We start from the raw sequence: 14969 nt of genomic DNA on the forward strand, positions 1-14969 counted from the left end.
CAATTAACTATATGCCTAGAGGTGGACAAAGCATGACAAGTTGTATGAGCTTTTTGTTTGAAGTCAATTAATTAAGGGATTTTGCCAAGGGGGCAGTTTGAATGGATAATAGCCACGTATACAACCAATTTCGTACCCAAGTAAAGCCAGCATTAGCAAGTAAACTATCGGAATTTCACTTGCTTGGTTACGATTCTGTCTCAGAGAACGAACTTTGGGAATTCTTATGTAAGAACAAAGTGGAAAAAAATAAAAGAAGAAATGAAGTTGTACGAGGTTATCCAAGAAATTTTCACTGTAAGAGTAAGCGATTATATGAGTTATGCAACCATTGAGGCATATAAAACAGCTGAGTTTTCCTTTGATAATGAAGATGAATTGAAAGAGTTATTAAAATAATCTCACGTTTTTCAAATTGACAGCTTTTCTTACTTATTCCATAATGGTAGCAGTGACTTTTTTATTATTTTTCTATAGAGCTTGGAAGGGTTTTATGTAACAGTGCGAACGCACATGCACTAAGGAGGAACAATACATAATGGTAAAACGTAGTAGAATTATTGCTTTCTTTCTTGTGGTCCTCATTATTGGGAGCACAATGGGGGCAACAGCGAAGAACATCCTAAACAACATTAAGCTTGGACTAGACCTTCAAGGGGGCTTTGAAGTTTTATACGAAGTTAAGCCAGCCAAAAAAGGTCAAAAAATTGATAAGGAAGTTTTAGCAAGTACAGCTGAAGCACTGGATAAGCGGATCAATGTTCTGGGTGTAAGTGAACCGAGTATCCAAATTGAAGGAAAGGACCGGATTCGTGTCCAGTTAGCTGGAGTTAAAGACCAAAACAAAGCCCGTGAAATCCTTTCTACGCAAGCGAACTTAACCTTCCGTGATGCGAATGACCGTCTAATGATGGATGGCTCGGACCTGAAACAGGGTGGAGCGAAACAAACGTTTGACGAAAACGGAGCACCAAGCGTTTCCTTATCATTAAAGAGCGCAGATAAGTTCCGTAAAGTATCAGAAGAAATTATGAATATGGCTCCAAATAATGTCCTAGTTATTTGGCTTGATTTTCAAGAAGGAAAAGATTCCTTTAAAAAAGAAGTAGCAAAACCAAATCCAAAATATTTGTCAGCCCCAACTGTAAGGCAAATATTTAACCAAGATTCAGTTTCCATTGTCGGAAGTTTCACAGCTGATGAAGCTAAAACATTGGCTTCACTATTAAATGCAGGTTCATTACCAGTGAAGCTGAAAGAAGTGTATTCTACTTCAGTTGGTGCTAAATTTGGGGAGCAGGCATTAAATGATACAATTTTAGCAGGAATCATTGGTATTGCAGTCATTTACCTATTTATGATTTTCTACTATCGTTTCCCTGGATTCATCGCAACTGTTACATTATCGATTTATATTTATTTAGTTTTATTAATCTTTGATTGGATGAATGGGGTATTAACACTGCCAGGGATCGCCGCGATCATTCTCGGGGTCGGTATGGCCGTCGATGCTAACATCATTACCTACGAACGGATCAAGGAAGAGCTAAAGGTTGGTAAATCCATTAAATCAGCTTTCCAAGCTGGTGAAAAAAATGCGTTTACATCCATTCTAGACTCCAACTTGACAACGATTCTTACTGCTGGTGTGCTTTTCTTTTATGGTACGAGCTCTGTAAAAGGATTTGCTACAATGTTAATTGTCAGTATCCTAATGAGTTTCTTAACCGCAGTATATGGGTCACGTTTATTGCTTGGCCTTTGGGTCCACAGCGGAATTTTTAATAAGAAACCAAGCTGGTTTGGTGTTAAACCATCAAATATTAAAAACATTGCTGAAAACTTTGATACGTTAGACCTTCCTACTCGATTTGATAAAATCGATTTTGTTAAAAACCGTAAGAAGTTTTTCATCTTATCAGGCGTTCTTATTGCCGCAGGTATCATTATATTATTTGCTTTCCGTTTGAATCTGTCCATTGACTTTTCAAGTGGAACACGCGTAGAAGTACTTTCGGACAAGCCGTTAACTGTAGAAAAAGTACAAGGTGCTTTTGAAAAGCATAATTTGAATCCTGATGATATCGTCATTTCTGGCGACAAAAAGGAAATTGGTGCAGCTAGGATGATTGGTGTCTTATCAAAAGACGAAATTGCAAAGCTGAAATCAGATTTTAAAAAGGAATTTGGTTCTGAGCCGAATGTTAGTACAGTTTCTCCGACTGTAGGTAAGGAACTAGCGAAGAATGCATTTATCGCATTACTGATTGCATCTTTAGGGATTATCCTTTATGTAAGTATTCGTTTTGAATTGGCGATGGCGATTGCTGCGATTGCCTCGTTACTGCATGATGCGTTCTTTATGGTTGCCTTCTTCAGTATTACGAGACTAGAAGTGGATTTAACGTTTATCGCCGCTGTTCTAACGATTGTGGGTTACTCCATCAATGATACAATCGTTACCTTTGACCGGATGCGTGAAAACATGCATAAGAAAAAGCGTCTTAAGACGTTTGAAGATATTGCAGACGTAGTCAATGTAAGTATCCGTCAAACGTTAACCCGCTCTGTCAACACAGTAATGACTGTTTTAATTACAGTAGTGGCCATGATGATTTTTGGTGGAGAGTCCATCCGTAACTTCAATATTGCCCTGTTTGTAGGATTAATTGTTGGTGTTTATTCCTCTATCTTTGTTGCAGCCTCTCTATGGGTTGTGTTTAAAGCAAGGGAATTGAATAAAAAAGGCGTCATTAAAACCGTGAAAGAAAAGAGAAAATACTCTGATCAACCACAAGTTTAATTGTTAAAAAAAACCGCAGACTATCTGCGGTTTTTTCTTTTGATTGAAACCATTTTATTACTCCTGTATAATAGTAAAGTCTGAGGGGTGAACACACGAATGTTAAAGTCGAAGACAAGATGGATTGTTCGAAAATCTGAAAACCATCTAGTTAAACAACTGGAAAATGAACTGAAAATAACACCTCTAGTTGCGTCACTGCTTGTCAATCGTGGCTTAGATACCGTAGAATCTGCACGGTATTTTTTATTTGGAAAGGAAGAATTTCATGACCCTTTCCTCTTAAAAGGAATGGATCTTGCGGTTAGCCGAATTCGTGATGCAATTGAAAACCAAGAACCTATTCTAATTTTCGGCGATTATGACGCGGATGGAGTAAGCAGTACCTCCGTGTTGATGATGACATTGCGTGACCTGGGTGCTAATGTACAATTTTACATCCCAAATCGTTTTACCGAGGGATATGGACCTAATGAACGAGCATTCCGTCATGCTGCGGAATCTGGAATTAGCTTAATTATTACAGTAGATACCGGAATATCAGCTGTTCATGAAGCAGCTATAGCGAAAGAGCTTGGTGTTGACCTTATTATTACGGACCACCATGAACCTGGTCCGGTGTTACCAGAAGCACTTGCCATCATTCATCCAAAGCTTCCTGACAGCATCTATCCGTTCCGAGAACTGGCAGGTGTTGGCGTTGCTTTTAAGCTTGCCCATGCGCTATACGGAGAAGTTCCAGAGCATTTATTTGAAATTGCCGTAATTGGGACGATTGCCGATTTAGTGTCTTTAACAGGTGAAAACCGGCTGATTGCAAAAAAAGGCTTGGAGAAGCTAAAGGTGACTCAAAATGTCGGACTAAGAGCGATCTTTAAACTAGCCGGAGTCGACCTTTCTTCCATTAACGAAGAGACGATCGGTTTTACACTAGCTCCAAGGATAAATGCAGTTGGAAGACTAGAAGATGCCGATATGGCTGTTCAGCTGATTTTAACGGACGACCCAGAGGAAGCAGAACATCTTGCAGAAGAAATGGATGGTTTGAATAAGACCAGGCAGTCTATTGTAAATGAAATCACTGCTGAAGCAATTGAAGAGGTTGAAACAAAGTATCCTATTGATAGCAATAAAGTATTAGTCATCGGTAAAGAAGGCTGGAATGCAGGTGTCGTTGGAATCGTCGCATCCAGGCTGGTTGATAGGTATTACCGTCCTACTATTATCTTGAGTTTTGACTCGGAAAAGGGTATTGCAAAGGGTTCTGCCCGAAGCATTGAGGGTTTTGACTTATTTAAGAATTTATCGACATGCAGAGAAATTCTTCCGCACTTTGGTGGACACCCGATGGCTGCTGGGATGACGCTGGATCTAGAAAATGTGGATCAACTTCGAGGCAGGCTCAATAGCCTTGCAGAAGAGCAGCTAACCGAAGAGTACTTAATTCCCGTAACCTATTTAGACGAAGAAGTTCGTCTAGAGGATGTTCATCTTACTTCATTAGATGAAATGAATTTACTTTCTCCTTTTGGTATGGATAATCCTAAACCAAAAGTTCTAATAAATAATGTGGATATTGCCAATATGAGAAAAATTGGCAGTGAACAAAATCATTTAAAGGTTTTGGTTAATGAGAATGGTTCAAATTTAGATGGGATTGGCTTTGGTTTAGGAGCACTTATGGATCAAATCTCTCCTGCCTCAAAAATTTCATTAATAGGAGAATTATCTGTTAATGAATGGAACAATATACGTAGACCACAAATCTTTATCCATGATCTTGCAGTTGAATCATGGCAGTTATTTGACTATCGCGGGCAAAAACGGATGAACCATATCGCCCAAACGGTGCCTGCCGAAAACAGGAAGCTTGTTGTGTTTAATAAGGAGCATCTAGAGAAAATAAATAGTAGCAGCTTGACGGAAATCACCCTCATTGAAACGATAGAAGAAGCAAAAGACTTTGATTGCCATCAGGCAAACATTGTCCTAGTAGACTTCCCGCCATCAAAGGATATTCTATCAAATTTGGTAAAAGGGAAAATGCCGGCAAGAATCTATGCCTATTTTTATAAAGAATCGAGTGATTTTTTCAGCACTGTTCCGACGCGTGATCACTTTAAATGGTTTTATGGATACTTATTAAAGAAGGGCCCATTAGATTTAAACCGTCATGGAGATGTGATTGCCAAGCACCGCGGCTGGTCAGAGGAAACAATTATCTTTATGTCAAAGGTGTTTTCTGACTTGGATTTTGTTACAATAAACAATGGATTTATCACTTTGAATACTGAAGCGCAAAAGCGTGATTTAACTGACTCAAGAACTTATCAAGTCAAACAGAAGCAGTATGCTCTTGAAAAGGATTTATTGTTTTCATCCTTCCAGGAATTAAAAAACTGGTTCGACCAAGTGATTCAAGAGTCAGTTGAGACTGAGGAGGCAATTAAAGAATGGATTTAAGAGAATTTATTACAATTGTGCCTGATTGGCCGAAACCAGGAATTAAATTTAAGGATATCACTCCTTTAATGAATAATGGTGATGCATATAGATATGCAACAAACCAAATCGTTGAATATGCAAAAGAAAAACAAATCGACATTATTGTAGGACCAGAAGCACGTGGATTCATTATCGGCTGTCCTGTGGCTTATTCACTAGGAGTGGGTTTTGCTCCAGTTCGTAAAGAGGGTAAACTGCCTAGAGAAACGATTAAAGTAAACTACGGTCTTGAATACGGTTCAGACGTTTTAACGATTCATAAAGATGCGATTAAACCTGGTCAGCGTGTATTAATTACAGATGACCTATTAGCTACCGGTGGTACTATAGATGCAACGATCCAATTGGTGGAACAGCTTGGTGGGGTTGTAGCTGGTATCGCTTTCTTAGTTGAGTTAAGTTACCTGGATGGTCGTAAAAAACTTGACGGATATGATATCTTAACATTAATGCACTATTAAACAAAAGCCAGAGGGCACTCCGAAAACGAGTGCTCTCTTTATATAATTGCACGATTAAGGAACAGTGTTGATTATTATCTCCTGTTGATTGGAGCGGAAGACGCGAAGACTCCTGTGGAAGTATGGTTCAGGGGAGACCCCTGAGGCGCGTTTCTCCGAGGAGGCTCGCCGAAACACCCACGGAAAGCGAAGTGTCTGGAGCGGAAATTAACAGGTAATTTTAACAAAGACTATATAATAATGAGGCAATGAACTGATGGATTTTTTCGACATATTTCTTTAAATTTGTGGAAAAAGGTCATAATCTCTTTACATCTTCGTTATTTTTTCTGATAATAGAAACAATCATTCTAATTTAGTAACAATTTTATAAGAAGAACCATTGAATAAGAATAAACAAAATGAGATGAAAATAAAGGTGATTTCATGGCGAATGATCAAGTGTTAACAGCCGACCAAGTCATCGACAAGACCCGAAACTACTTAAACGAGGAGCATGTTGCCTTAGTTAAAAAGGCATACGAATTTGCTAAACATGCTCACCGGGAACAATATAGAAAATCAGGGGAGCCGTACATTATCCATCCCATACAGGTAGCAGGTATTCTAGCTGACCTTGAGATGGATCCTGCAACGGTAGCAGCGGGATTTCTTCATGACGTTGTGGAAGATACAAGTGTATCTTTAAAGGATATTGAAGTAGCATTCAACGGTGAAGTGGCGATGCTTGTCGACGGTGTAACAAAATTAGGGAAAATTAAATATAAGTCTCACGAGGAACAGCAGGCAGAAAACCACCGGAAAATGTTTGTTGCGATGGCTCAAGACATCCGTGTGATCCTTATTAAACTTGCTGACCGTTTGCATAATATGCGGACTCTGAAACATTTACCTTTAGAAAAACAGCGTCGGATTTCAAATGAAACACTTGAAATTTTTGCACCTTTAGCACATCGTCTTGGTATTTCTAAGATTAAGTGGGAGTTGGAGGATACCGCATTAAGGTATTTAAATCCGCAGCAGTATTACCGGATTGTTAACTTAATGAAAAAGAAACGTGCCGAGCGGGAGCAATATTTAGTTGATGTGATTGATGAAGTAAAGAACCGGATGGGTGAAGTCTCTATTAAGGCAGAGCTGTCAGGACGTCCAAAGCACATTTACAGTATTTATCGAAAAATGGCATTGCAAAATAAACAATTCAGTGAGATTTACGATTTACTTGCTGTACGTATCGTAGTCAATAGCATTAAGGATTGCTATGCTGTTCTAGGGATTATTCATACGTGCTGGAAGCCAATGCCTGGACGCTTTAAAGACTATATTGCGATGCCAAAGCCAAATATGTATCAATCCTTGCATACAACGGTTATTGGGCCAAAGGGTGATCCGCTGGAGGTTCAAATCAGAACGTATGAAATGCACCGCATTGCAGAGTTCGGGGTTGCGGCACACTGGGCATATAAAGAAGGAAAAGCCATTAGTGACAGCTCTACCTTTGAACAAAAATTAACGTGGTTTAGGGAAATCCTTGAGTTCCAGAATGACACGGCTAATGCTGAGGAATTTATGGAGTCATTGAAGATTGACTTGTTCTCCGATATGGTGTTTGTATTTACACCAAAAGGTGACGTTATTGAATTGCCTTCAGGTTCAGTACCGATTGATTTTGCTTACCGGATTCACTCTGAAATCGGTAATAAAACCATTGGGGCAAAAGTTAATGGTAAAATGGTGACCTTGGATTACCAGTTAAAAACGGGGGACATTATTGAGATTCTTACCTCCAAACATTCCTACGGACCAAGTCAAGATTGGTTAAAGCTGGCACAAACCTCTCAGGCCAAAAATAAAATTCGCGCGTTCTTTAAAAAGCAGCGCCGCGATGAAAATATAGACAAAGGGAAAGAATTAGTTGAAAAAGAAATCCGTCAAATGGAATTCGATATCAAGGAAATTTTAACCCTGGATAATCTGAAAAAAGTCGCAGAGAAGTTTAATTTTGCTAATGAAGAGGATATGTATGCAGCGGTAGGTTATAACGGCGTTACGGCGTTACAGGTAGCAAACCGTCTAACGGAAAAGTGGCGTAAAAAGCGCGATAAGGAACAGTCAGCAAGCATTGCCAATGCGATTACAGATTTAAAAGCATTTCCTTCGACGAAAAAACGCGAATCAGGTGTTCGCGTTCAGGGAATTGATAACCTGTTAATTCGCTTATCTAGATGTTGTAATCCAGTGCCTGGCGATGAGATTGTCGGCTTTATTACAAAAGGGCGCGGTGTCTCAGTCCATCGCTCTGATTGTACGAATATAGATTCCAATGATGCCCAGTCTAGATTAATTCCGGTGGAGTGGGAATCATCTCTGAATGACCGGAAGGAATATAATGTGGACATTGAGATTAGCGGATATGATCGCAGAGGGCTGTTAAATGAGGTCCTTCAAGCTGTTAATGAGACAAAGACAAATATCTCAGCAGTAACAGGGAAATCTGACCGTAATAAAATGGCTACCATCATTATGTCTATTGCGATTCACAATGTCAGCCACCTTCAAAAGGTAGTTGACCGAATCAAGCAAATTCCAGATATTTATTCGGTTCGCCGAATTATGAATTAAGGAGTTTATCATGAAAGTAGTTGTCCAACGAAGCAAAGCGGCAAAGGTAACCGTGGACGGGAAAGTAACGGGGCAAATTACCAAAGGACTTGTTCTTCTCGTAGGGGTAACGCACGAAGACAAGCAAGAGGATGCTGCCTACTTAGCTGATAAAATTGCAAATCTAAGGATTTTTGAAGATGCGGATGAGAAGATGAATTATTCCCTATTGGATGTAGGTGGAGAGATTCTCTCGGTTTCGCAATTTACACTATACGGTGATTGCCGAAAAGGAAGAAGACCAAACTTTATGGATGCCGCGAAACCCGAGCAGGCAGTTGAACTCTACGATGCGTTTAACGACTTATTGCGTGAAAAAGGGATTCGAGTGGAGACTGGTGTTTTTGGTGCCATGATGGATGTAGAATTAGTTAATGATGGTCCAGTGACATTAATCGTCGAAAGTAAAGCATAAAGAAGAGGCGAACTCATTTTAGTTCGCCTCTTTTTTAATTTCCTTTGAAGAATCTTGCCAGTCCATTAAATAAACCAGACGCCGCATTTTCTTGGAATACACCTGATTTAAGTGTCATTTCTTCTTCTGGATTACTTAAATACCCAAGTTCCATTAGAACAGCTTTTTGGTTATTTTCTCGAATGACATGGAAATCGCCAAATCGGACTCCCCGACCCTGCATTTTGGTTTGTCCCACTGTCGACGAGTATAAAGTATCAGCAAGTGATTGTTGATAATTATGATAATAATAACCTGTCATTCCACGAACGCTTCGGTCTAAATTACTATCGTAATGAATGCTGATGAAAGCATCGGCATTATAGGCGTGTGCAGTGCTTACACGAGAGGGAAGAGGAATAAAGGAATCGCTAGTCCTTGTTAAGTAAACATTTGCTCCAGCTGCCTTTAACTTATCGTATAACAAACGAGCTGTCCGAAGTGTCAATTCCTTCTCAAGCGTCCCGCTTGCTCCTGTTGTACCGTTATCTCCTCCGCCATGTCCCGGATCTAATACAATCGTTTTATTCTTAAGATAACCTTCTGCGCCAGATTTCTCTATTTGCTTTTTACCGTTGTTACTAGAAACAATCCAACCAGCCACAAATCCAGTTTTGCCGTTCTTCAACTTAATTTCATACCAATCATTTACTACATTTTTAACAGGGTATGAAGTGCCTTCATTTGCTAGTTCAATCACGTTAGCTTGTACACTAGCAGATGATCGGATATTCGTTCCATTATGTAGGATGGTAATGGTCTGATCCTTAACAGCTTGTCCAGATTGAGAAGGAGCGGCAGTAGATTGATCAAGATACCAGCCGGCAACCCAGCCGAATTGGCCAGACTTATATTCAATTTTAGCCCAATTGTTATTCTCTTCAAGGATTGCATAGGTTTGACCGCTTGAGACCGTTCCAATAATAGCCGAATTTAAGGATGAACCAGAACGGACGCTAAGGCTATTAGCAGTGACAGTCCCCTTCATGCCAGTTGGCTTATTCTTAGTGGTATCTTTTACGGCCTTTGACTCTGAATCTACAAACTCTGCACTAACCCAGCCCTTTATATTAGAGAAACCAACTTCAACCCAATTCTTTTGCTTAGAATAAATGCTTACGCTTGTGCCTTTTGTTAATTTTCCAACGACCGCTCCTGACTGCGATGGTTCCATCCTGACATTAAGAGTATCAGCATTCACAATCCCAAAACCAGATTGTTTACTAACGGGTTCTTGCTGTTTTACCTGGGCAGTTTTTACCACTAAAAACTCTCTAGCAACCCATCCCTCGCCAAAAGGGGATGAAACCTTATACCAGTTTTCGTTCTGATCAAGGATGTTTACTTCTTGTTCCTTATTTAAGAAACCGACAATCCGGAAGCTTGTCCCAGGGCCTGAACGAATTCTTATTTGATCGTCATTGGCTATGGCAGCTTTTCCTTTGGTGCTAGTGGAAGTTTTCGAACTGGTTGTTTTCTGTTGATTATCTTTTGTGACTAGCCAATTGACCACCCAGCCTGTTTGACCAAAGGGTAACTCAATTTCAATCCAATCCTCTTTTTCTTTCACAATCGGAAATTTCTCGCCTCGCTTGGAAACTTTTACAAGAGGATAGCTTAGCCCAGGTCCGCTTCGCAAATTCACCGTATCAGATGTAACGGTAACGGTTCCAGTTGCCGCAATGCTTTTTCCTTGTGGCAGGAAGACTCCCAAAATAAGAATGATAGATAATAGCAGGAAACTAAATTTTTTAACCATCCACACCCTCCTTTTTTTAGTGTCAAATTTAATTTTAGCGTAAATAGAGCTGAAAATCATTCCTTAATTACTAAAATTGACCAGTTATTACGGAAATTGAATTCATCTATGCAAGTTTTTCTTTTTTGATGGAGATAATAAGGATATCGAAGAAAAGGCAGAGGTGATGGATATGAGGTTTAGTGAAAAGGGAATGAACATCCAATCCATGGAGGGCAGGATTTTCGGCGTAGATTTCCATGATTTTATTGAAAAAGAACAGCATGCAACATCGTTCGAACTTGCATCTGAATTTGGGCTATCAATCGGAGATGTCAGAAAGTTAAAGAAACATTTAGAGAGAAACTAAATCTCTCTTGACAATACTATCAATGCTCCGTATTATTATATAAATATAAAACATACATGGAAATAACCAATGATGGAGCATAGTAGTTAAGTACCCCCATGAAAAGAGAGGAAATGCCTTAGGCTGAAAGCATTTCTACATGAGCCTTAATGAATGAACACTCCGTAGGCTTCTCTCTGAAAAAAGTCCTTCTAGTAGGAGAGAACGTTGCAGGCGTTAACTGTAAAAGAGGAAGAGCATTGAAATTTCATTCAAGTGCCTTCAACTAGGGTGGCACCGCGGGAATATAAACTCTCGTCCCTTGTATTTCGTATACAAGGGACGAGAGTTTTTTTGTGTTATAAAAAACTTACATATTAAGTGATTTGTGAAAAGGAGGTTTATCCACTATGTCTATAAGCATTCCTAGAGGAACACAGGACATTTTACCTGGAGAAGTAGAGAAGTGGCAGCTAATTGAAGCAAAGGCAAGAGAACTTTGTGAAAAATATCAATATCAAGAGATTCGTACTCCAATTTTTGAACATACTGATCTTTTTTCAAGAGGTGTAGGGGACTCAACTGATATTGTTCAAAAAGAGATGTATACGTTTGAAGATCGTGGAAAACGCAGTATAACACTTCGACCAGAAGGAACAGCTGCAGTGGTTCGATCCTTCGTTGAGAAGAAGATGTTTGGTTACGCGAATCAGCCAGTAAAGCTTTATTATATGGGGCCTATGTTCCGCTATGAACGTCCGCAGGCTGGTCGTTTCCGTCAGTTTGTCCAATTTGGAGTGGAAGCGTTAGGCAGCAACGATCCTGCAATTGATGCAGAAGTGATTTCTTTAGCAATGAACTTGTATAAAGAAATGGGACTAAAAAAGCTAAAATTGATCATTAACAGCCTTGGTGATAAAGAAAGCCGCACTGCTCATCGTGAAGCGTTAGTAAATCACTTTAAACCAAGAATTGGCGAGTTTTGCCACGACTGTCAAAACCGCTTAGAGAAAAATCCATTGAGAATCTTGGATTGTAAGCAAGACCGTGATCACGAATTGATGAAAACGGCACCTTCCATTCTGGATTATCTCAATGATTATTCAAAGGCTTATTTTGAAAAATTACAACAGTATCTAACACAACTGGATATTCCTTTTGAAGTCGATGCCAATCTTGTAAGGGGTCTTGATTATTATAATCACACCGCATTTGAAATTATGAGCAATGCCGAAGGATTTGGTGCAATCACTACTTTATGTGGAGGCGGCCGATATAATGGACTCGCAGAACAAATCGGTGGCCCTGAAACGCCGGGCATTGGCTTTGCCTTAAGTATTGAACGCTTTCTAGCTGCATTACAAGCAGAAGGCATTGAACTTGAAGTGAATCAAGGAATCGATTGTTACGTAGCGGCACTAGGAGAAGAAGCGAAGGATTATACCGTAGGACTCTTACAGCAGCTTCGAATGGCTGGTTTTTCAGCAGAACGAGATTATCTAAACCGCAAGATCAAAGCTCAATTCAAAGCGGCTGATCGCTTGCAAGCAAAGTTTGTTGCTATTCTCGGAGATGAGGAATTAAAAAACAATAAAATTAATGTGAAAAACATGGCTACAGGTGAACAGGTAGAACTTGATTTACATTCTTTCATTACACAATTTAAAGAATTGCAAGCTTAAAGGGGGATAATTTCAATGCAGGGTAGATCGTATTTTTGTGGTGAAGTTCCAGAAACAGCTGTAGGTGAAAAAGTAACATTAAAAGGGTGGGTTCAGAAGAGACGTGACCTCGGTGGGTTAATCTTTATCGATCTTCGTGACCGCACAGGTATTGTTCAGGTAGTGTTTAACCCGGATACTTCTTCTGAGGCACTCCAAACAGCTGAGAAAATTCGTAATGAATATGTCCTTGATGTTGTGGGGACAATTGTCAGCCGTGAAGCAGGAACCATTAATGAAAACCTGAAAACAGGAAAAATTGAAGTACAGGCAGAAAAAGTAACAATTATTAATGAAGCGAAGACTCCTCCTTTTATGATTTCTGATAAAACAGATGCATCTGAGGATGTTCGTTTAAAGTACCGTTATTTAGATTTTCGACGTCCGGTAATTTTTGAAACCTTAAAAATGCGTCATCAAGTGACCAAACAAATCAGAGATTTCTTGGACTCGGAAGGTTTCTTAGATATTGAAACACCAATTCTAACGAAAAGTACTCCAGAGGGGGCACGTGACTATTTAGTACCAAGCCGTGTTCATCCTGGTGAATTCTATGCGCTGCCACAATCACCACAACTATTTAAACAATTGTTGATGGTAGGTGGAATTGAGCGGTACTATCAAATTGCACGCTGTTTCCGTGACGAAGACTTACGTGCAGATCGTCAGCCTGAATTTACTCAAATCGATATTGAAACAAGCTTCCTAAGCCAAGAGGATATCATGGGTATGATGGAAAGAATGATGTCAAAGCTTATGAAAGAAGTAAAGGGGCTTGATATTCCTTCTGCATTCCCACGTATGACTTATGATGAGGCGATGAGTCGTTATGGTTCTGATAAGCCGGACACACGCTTTGGATTAGAGCTTGTTGACCTATCTGAGATTGTGAAGGACTCTGGTTTTAAAGTGTTTGCGGCAGCAGTTGAGAATGGCGGACAAGTAAAAGCTCTTAACGTTAAAGGAGCAGCAGACAAGTATTCTCGTAAAGACATCGATGCATTAACAGAGTTTGTAGCTGTGTATGGTGCAAAAGGGCTGGCTTGGCTTAAAGTAGATGCGGAAGGATTAAAAGGACCGATCGCAAAATTCTTCTCTGAAGCAGATGCACAAGCATTGACTGCAAGTCTTGAAGCATCTGAAGGTGATTTGCTCTTATTTGTTGCTGATAAAAAGAGTGTAGTCGCAGATGCATTAGGTGCTCTTCGATTAAAACTGGGCAAAGACTTACAATTAATTGATCAAAGTGTTTTCAATTTCTTATGGGTTACTGACTGGCCATTATTAGAGTACGATGAAGAAGAAGGTCGCTATTACGCTGCACACCATCCATTTACAATGCCATTTAGGGAAGATCTTGAATTGTTAGATTCAGAACCTGGAAAAGTACGTGCACAAGCCTATGACCTTGTTTTAAACGGTTATGAGCTTGGAGGCGGATCACTCCGGATTTTTGAACGTGACATTCAAGAAAAGATGTTCAGTATTCTTGGATTCTCACCTGAAGAAGCGAAGGAACAATTCGGCTTCCTATTAAATGCATTTGAATACGGTACACCGCCACATGGTGGAATTGCCCTTGGCCTTGACCGTCTGGTAATGCTACTTGCGGGCAGCACAAACCTTCGTGATACGATTGCATTTCCTAAGACAGCAAGTGCAAGCTGCTTGTTAACAAATGCACCAGGTGAAGTTTCAGAAGATCAATTAAAGGAACTAAATTTGTCATTAAATGTTAATAAATAACAAGAATTCGCTTTCATGAATTCTTGAAGCATACTTCTAAATATGTTATGATTAAATCAATCCAGAAGAGTCCTGAAATGTACGTTGTGTTACCTGAAGTTTTGACCGAACATTTTTATTTCGGGAGTCCGGAGTTTTTCTGATTGCGTAAATGCCTCACCCATTGACGGGATAGAGGACTTACAATACCGGAAACAGGACACCCACCTGCTGAGTGCGGGTTTCAAAACGAAGGACATAAGCGACGGCATAATTGGGACTCTTCTATTTATTTTCTTGATATGTGAAAAAACAATGTGATTTTTATACCCTATTGATTGGAGCGGAAGTCACGAAGACTCCTGTGGGAGTATGGTTCAGGAGAGACCCCGGAGGCGCAAGCGCCGAGGAGGCTCGCCGAAACACCCACGGAAAGCGAAGTGACTGGAGCGGAAATCAACAGTCAAGTTTACTAAGAGTTTTTAAACATCAACCTCCAGCATAATTGCCATGGAGGTTTTATTTTGCTCATTATCTTCATAATTCCTATCT

Annotated in this window: 10 protein-coding genes, 1 other RNA gene, 1 pseudogene and 1 other annotated feature; of the genes and pseudogenes, 11 read left to right on the plus strand and 1 reads right to left on the minus strand. The window is 39.8% G+C overall.

The features are described 5' to 3' along the window. Window positions 1-101: 101 nt before the first annotated feature. From QE429_RS24525 to dtd, 7 genes and pseudogenes are all read left to right on the plus strand, one after another. Window positions 102-179, plus strand: a pseudogene (locus QE429_RS24525) (post-transcriptional regulator); the annotation flags it as partial. Window positions 180-267: 88 nt separating this feature from the next. After that, complete coding sequence (locus QE429_RS24530; RefSeq protein ID WP_483862226.1) at window positions 268-399, plus strand: post-transcriptional regulator; 132 nt, start codon at window positions 268-270, stop codon at window positions 397-399. A 139-nt stretch (window positions 400-538) separates the two neighbouring features. Next, window positions 539-2803 carry a protein translocase subunit SecDF gene (gene secDF, locus QE429_RS08940; protein WP_307286515.1) on the plus strand — a complete coding sequence of 755 codons (2265 nt, stop codon included), beginning with the start codon at window positions 539-541 and terminating at the stop codon, window positions 2801-2803. 99 nt (window positions 2804-2902) lie between these two features. Beyond that, window positions 2903-5266 (plus strand): single-stranded-DNA-specific exonuclease RecJ, encoded by a 2364-nt coding sequence (gene recJ / locus QE429_RS08945; RefSeq protein WP_307286518.1) that lies wholly within the window; start codon window positions 2903-2905, stop codon window positions 5264-5266. Continuing rightward, window positions 5257-5769, plus strand: a complete 513-nt coding sequence (locus QE429_RS08950) for an adenine phosphoribosyltransferase (RefSeq protein ID WP_307286521.1) — start codon at window positions 5257-5259, stop codon at window positions 5767-5769. The genes recJ and QE429_RS08950 overlap by 10 nt, the downstream gene beginning before the upstream one ends. 426 nt (window positions 5770-6195) lie before the next feature. Continuing rightward, window positions 6196-8391: a RelA/SpoT family protein gene (locus tag QE429_RS08955; RefSeq protein ID WP_307286525.1), complete on the plus strand. Its 2196-nt coding sequence runs from the start codon at window positions 6196-6198 to the stop codon at window positions 8389-8391. A gap of 10 nt (window positions 8392-8401) precedes the next feature. After that, window positions 8402-8845: a D-aminoacyl-tRNA deacylase gene (dtd, locus tag QE429_RS08960; RefSeq protein ID WP_307286526.1), complete on the plus strand. Its 444-nt coding sequence runs from the start codon at window positions 8402-8404 to the stop codon at window positions 8843-8845. A 34-nt stretch (window positions 8846-8879) separates the two neighbouring features. Here dtd and QE429_RS08965 read toward each other — a convergent pair whose 3' ends face one another. Next, the gene (locus QE429_RS08965) at window positions 8880-10643 is read right to left on the minus strand and encodes an N-acetylmuramoyl-L-alanine amidase family protein (RefSeq protein WP_307286528.1); all 1764 of its coding nucleotides are present in this window, start codon (window positions 10641-10643) and stop codon (window positions 8880-8882) included. 172 nt (window positions 10644-10815) lie between these two features. Here QE429_RS08965 and QE429_RS08970 point away from each other — a divergent pair, with 172 nt between their 5' ends. The 4 genes from QE429_RS08970 to ssrS all read left to right on the plus strand — a co-directional run bounded on the left by QE429_RS08970 (window position 10816) and on the right by ssrS (window position 14702). Further along, window positions 10816-10992, plus strand: a complete 177-nt coding sequence (locus QE429_RS08970) for a hypothetical protein (protein ID WP_307286531.1) — start codon at window positions 10816-10818, stop codon at window positions 10990-10992. A gap of 60 nt (window positions 10993-11052) precedes the next feature. Then, window positions 11053-11297, plus strand: a binding site (T-box leader). A gap of 84 nt (window positions 11298-11381) precedes the next feature. Next, complete coding sequence (gene hisS, locus QE429_RS08975) at window positions 11382-12653, plus strand: histidine--tRNA ligase (protein WP_307286533.1); 1272 nt, start codon at window positions 11382-11384, stop codon at window positions 12651-12653. Between the two features lie 15 nt (window positions 12654-12668). Further along, complete coding sequence (aspS, locus tag QE429_RS08980; RefSeq protein WP_307286535.1) at window positions 12669-14438, plus strand: aspartate--tRNA ligase; 1770 nt, start codon at window positions 12669-12671, stop codon at window positions 14436-14438. Window positions 14439-14504: 66 nt separating this feature from the next. Continuing rightward, window positions 14505-14702: non-coding RNA, 6S RNA (ssrS, locus tag QE429_RS08985), on the plus strand. Window positions 14703-14969: the final 267 nt, after the last annotated feature.

The sequence above is a fragment of the Bacillus sp. SORGH_AS_0510 genome (assembly GCF_030818775.1).
Classification (GTDB): Bacteria; Bacillota; Bacilli; order Bacillales; family Cytobacillaceae; genus Neobacillus.

Excerpts from the sequence above, each read along its gene's own strand:
- secDF (WP_307286515.1), top strand. The coding sequence starts at position 539 with ATGGTAAAACGTAGTAGAATTATTGCTTTCTTTCTTGTGGTCCTCATT.
- recJ (WP_307286518.1), top strand. The coding sequence starts at position 2,903 with ATGTTAAAGTCGAAGACAAGATGGATTGTTCGAAAATCTGAAAACCAT.
- QE429_RS08950 (WP_307286521.1), top strand. The coding sequence starts at position 5,257 with ATGGATTTAAGAGAATTTATTACAATTGTGCCTGATTGGCCGAAACCA.
- QE429_RS08955 (WP_307286525.1), top strand. The coding sequence starts at position 6,196 with ATGGCGAATGATCAAGTGTTAACAGCCGACCAAGTCATCGACAAGACC.
- dtd (WP_307286526.1), top strand. The coding sequence starts at position 8,402 with ATGAAAGTAGTTGTCCAACGAAGCAAAGCGGCAAAGGTAACCGTGGAC.
- QE429_RS08965 (WP_307286528.1), bottom strand. The coding sequence starts at position 10,643 with ATGGTTAAAAAATTTAGTTTCCTGCTATTATCTATCATTCTTATTTTG.
- QE429_RS08970 (WP_307286531.1), top strand. The coding sequence starts at position 10,816 with ATGAGGTTTAGTGAAAAGGGAATGAACATCCAATCCATGGAGGGCAGG.
- hisS (WP_307286533.1), top strand. The coding sequence starts at position 11,382 with ATGTCTATAAGCATTCCTAGAGGAACACAGGACATTTTACCTGGAGAA.
- aspS (WP_307286535.1), top strand. The coding sequence starts at position 12,669 with ATGCAGGGTAGATCGTATTTTTGTGGTGAAGTTCCAGAAACAGCTGTA.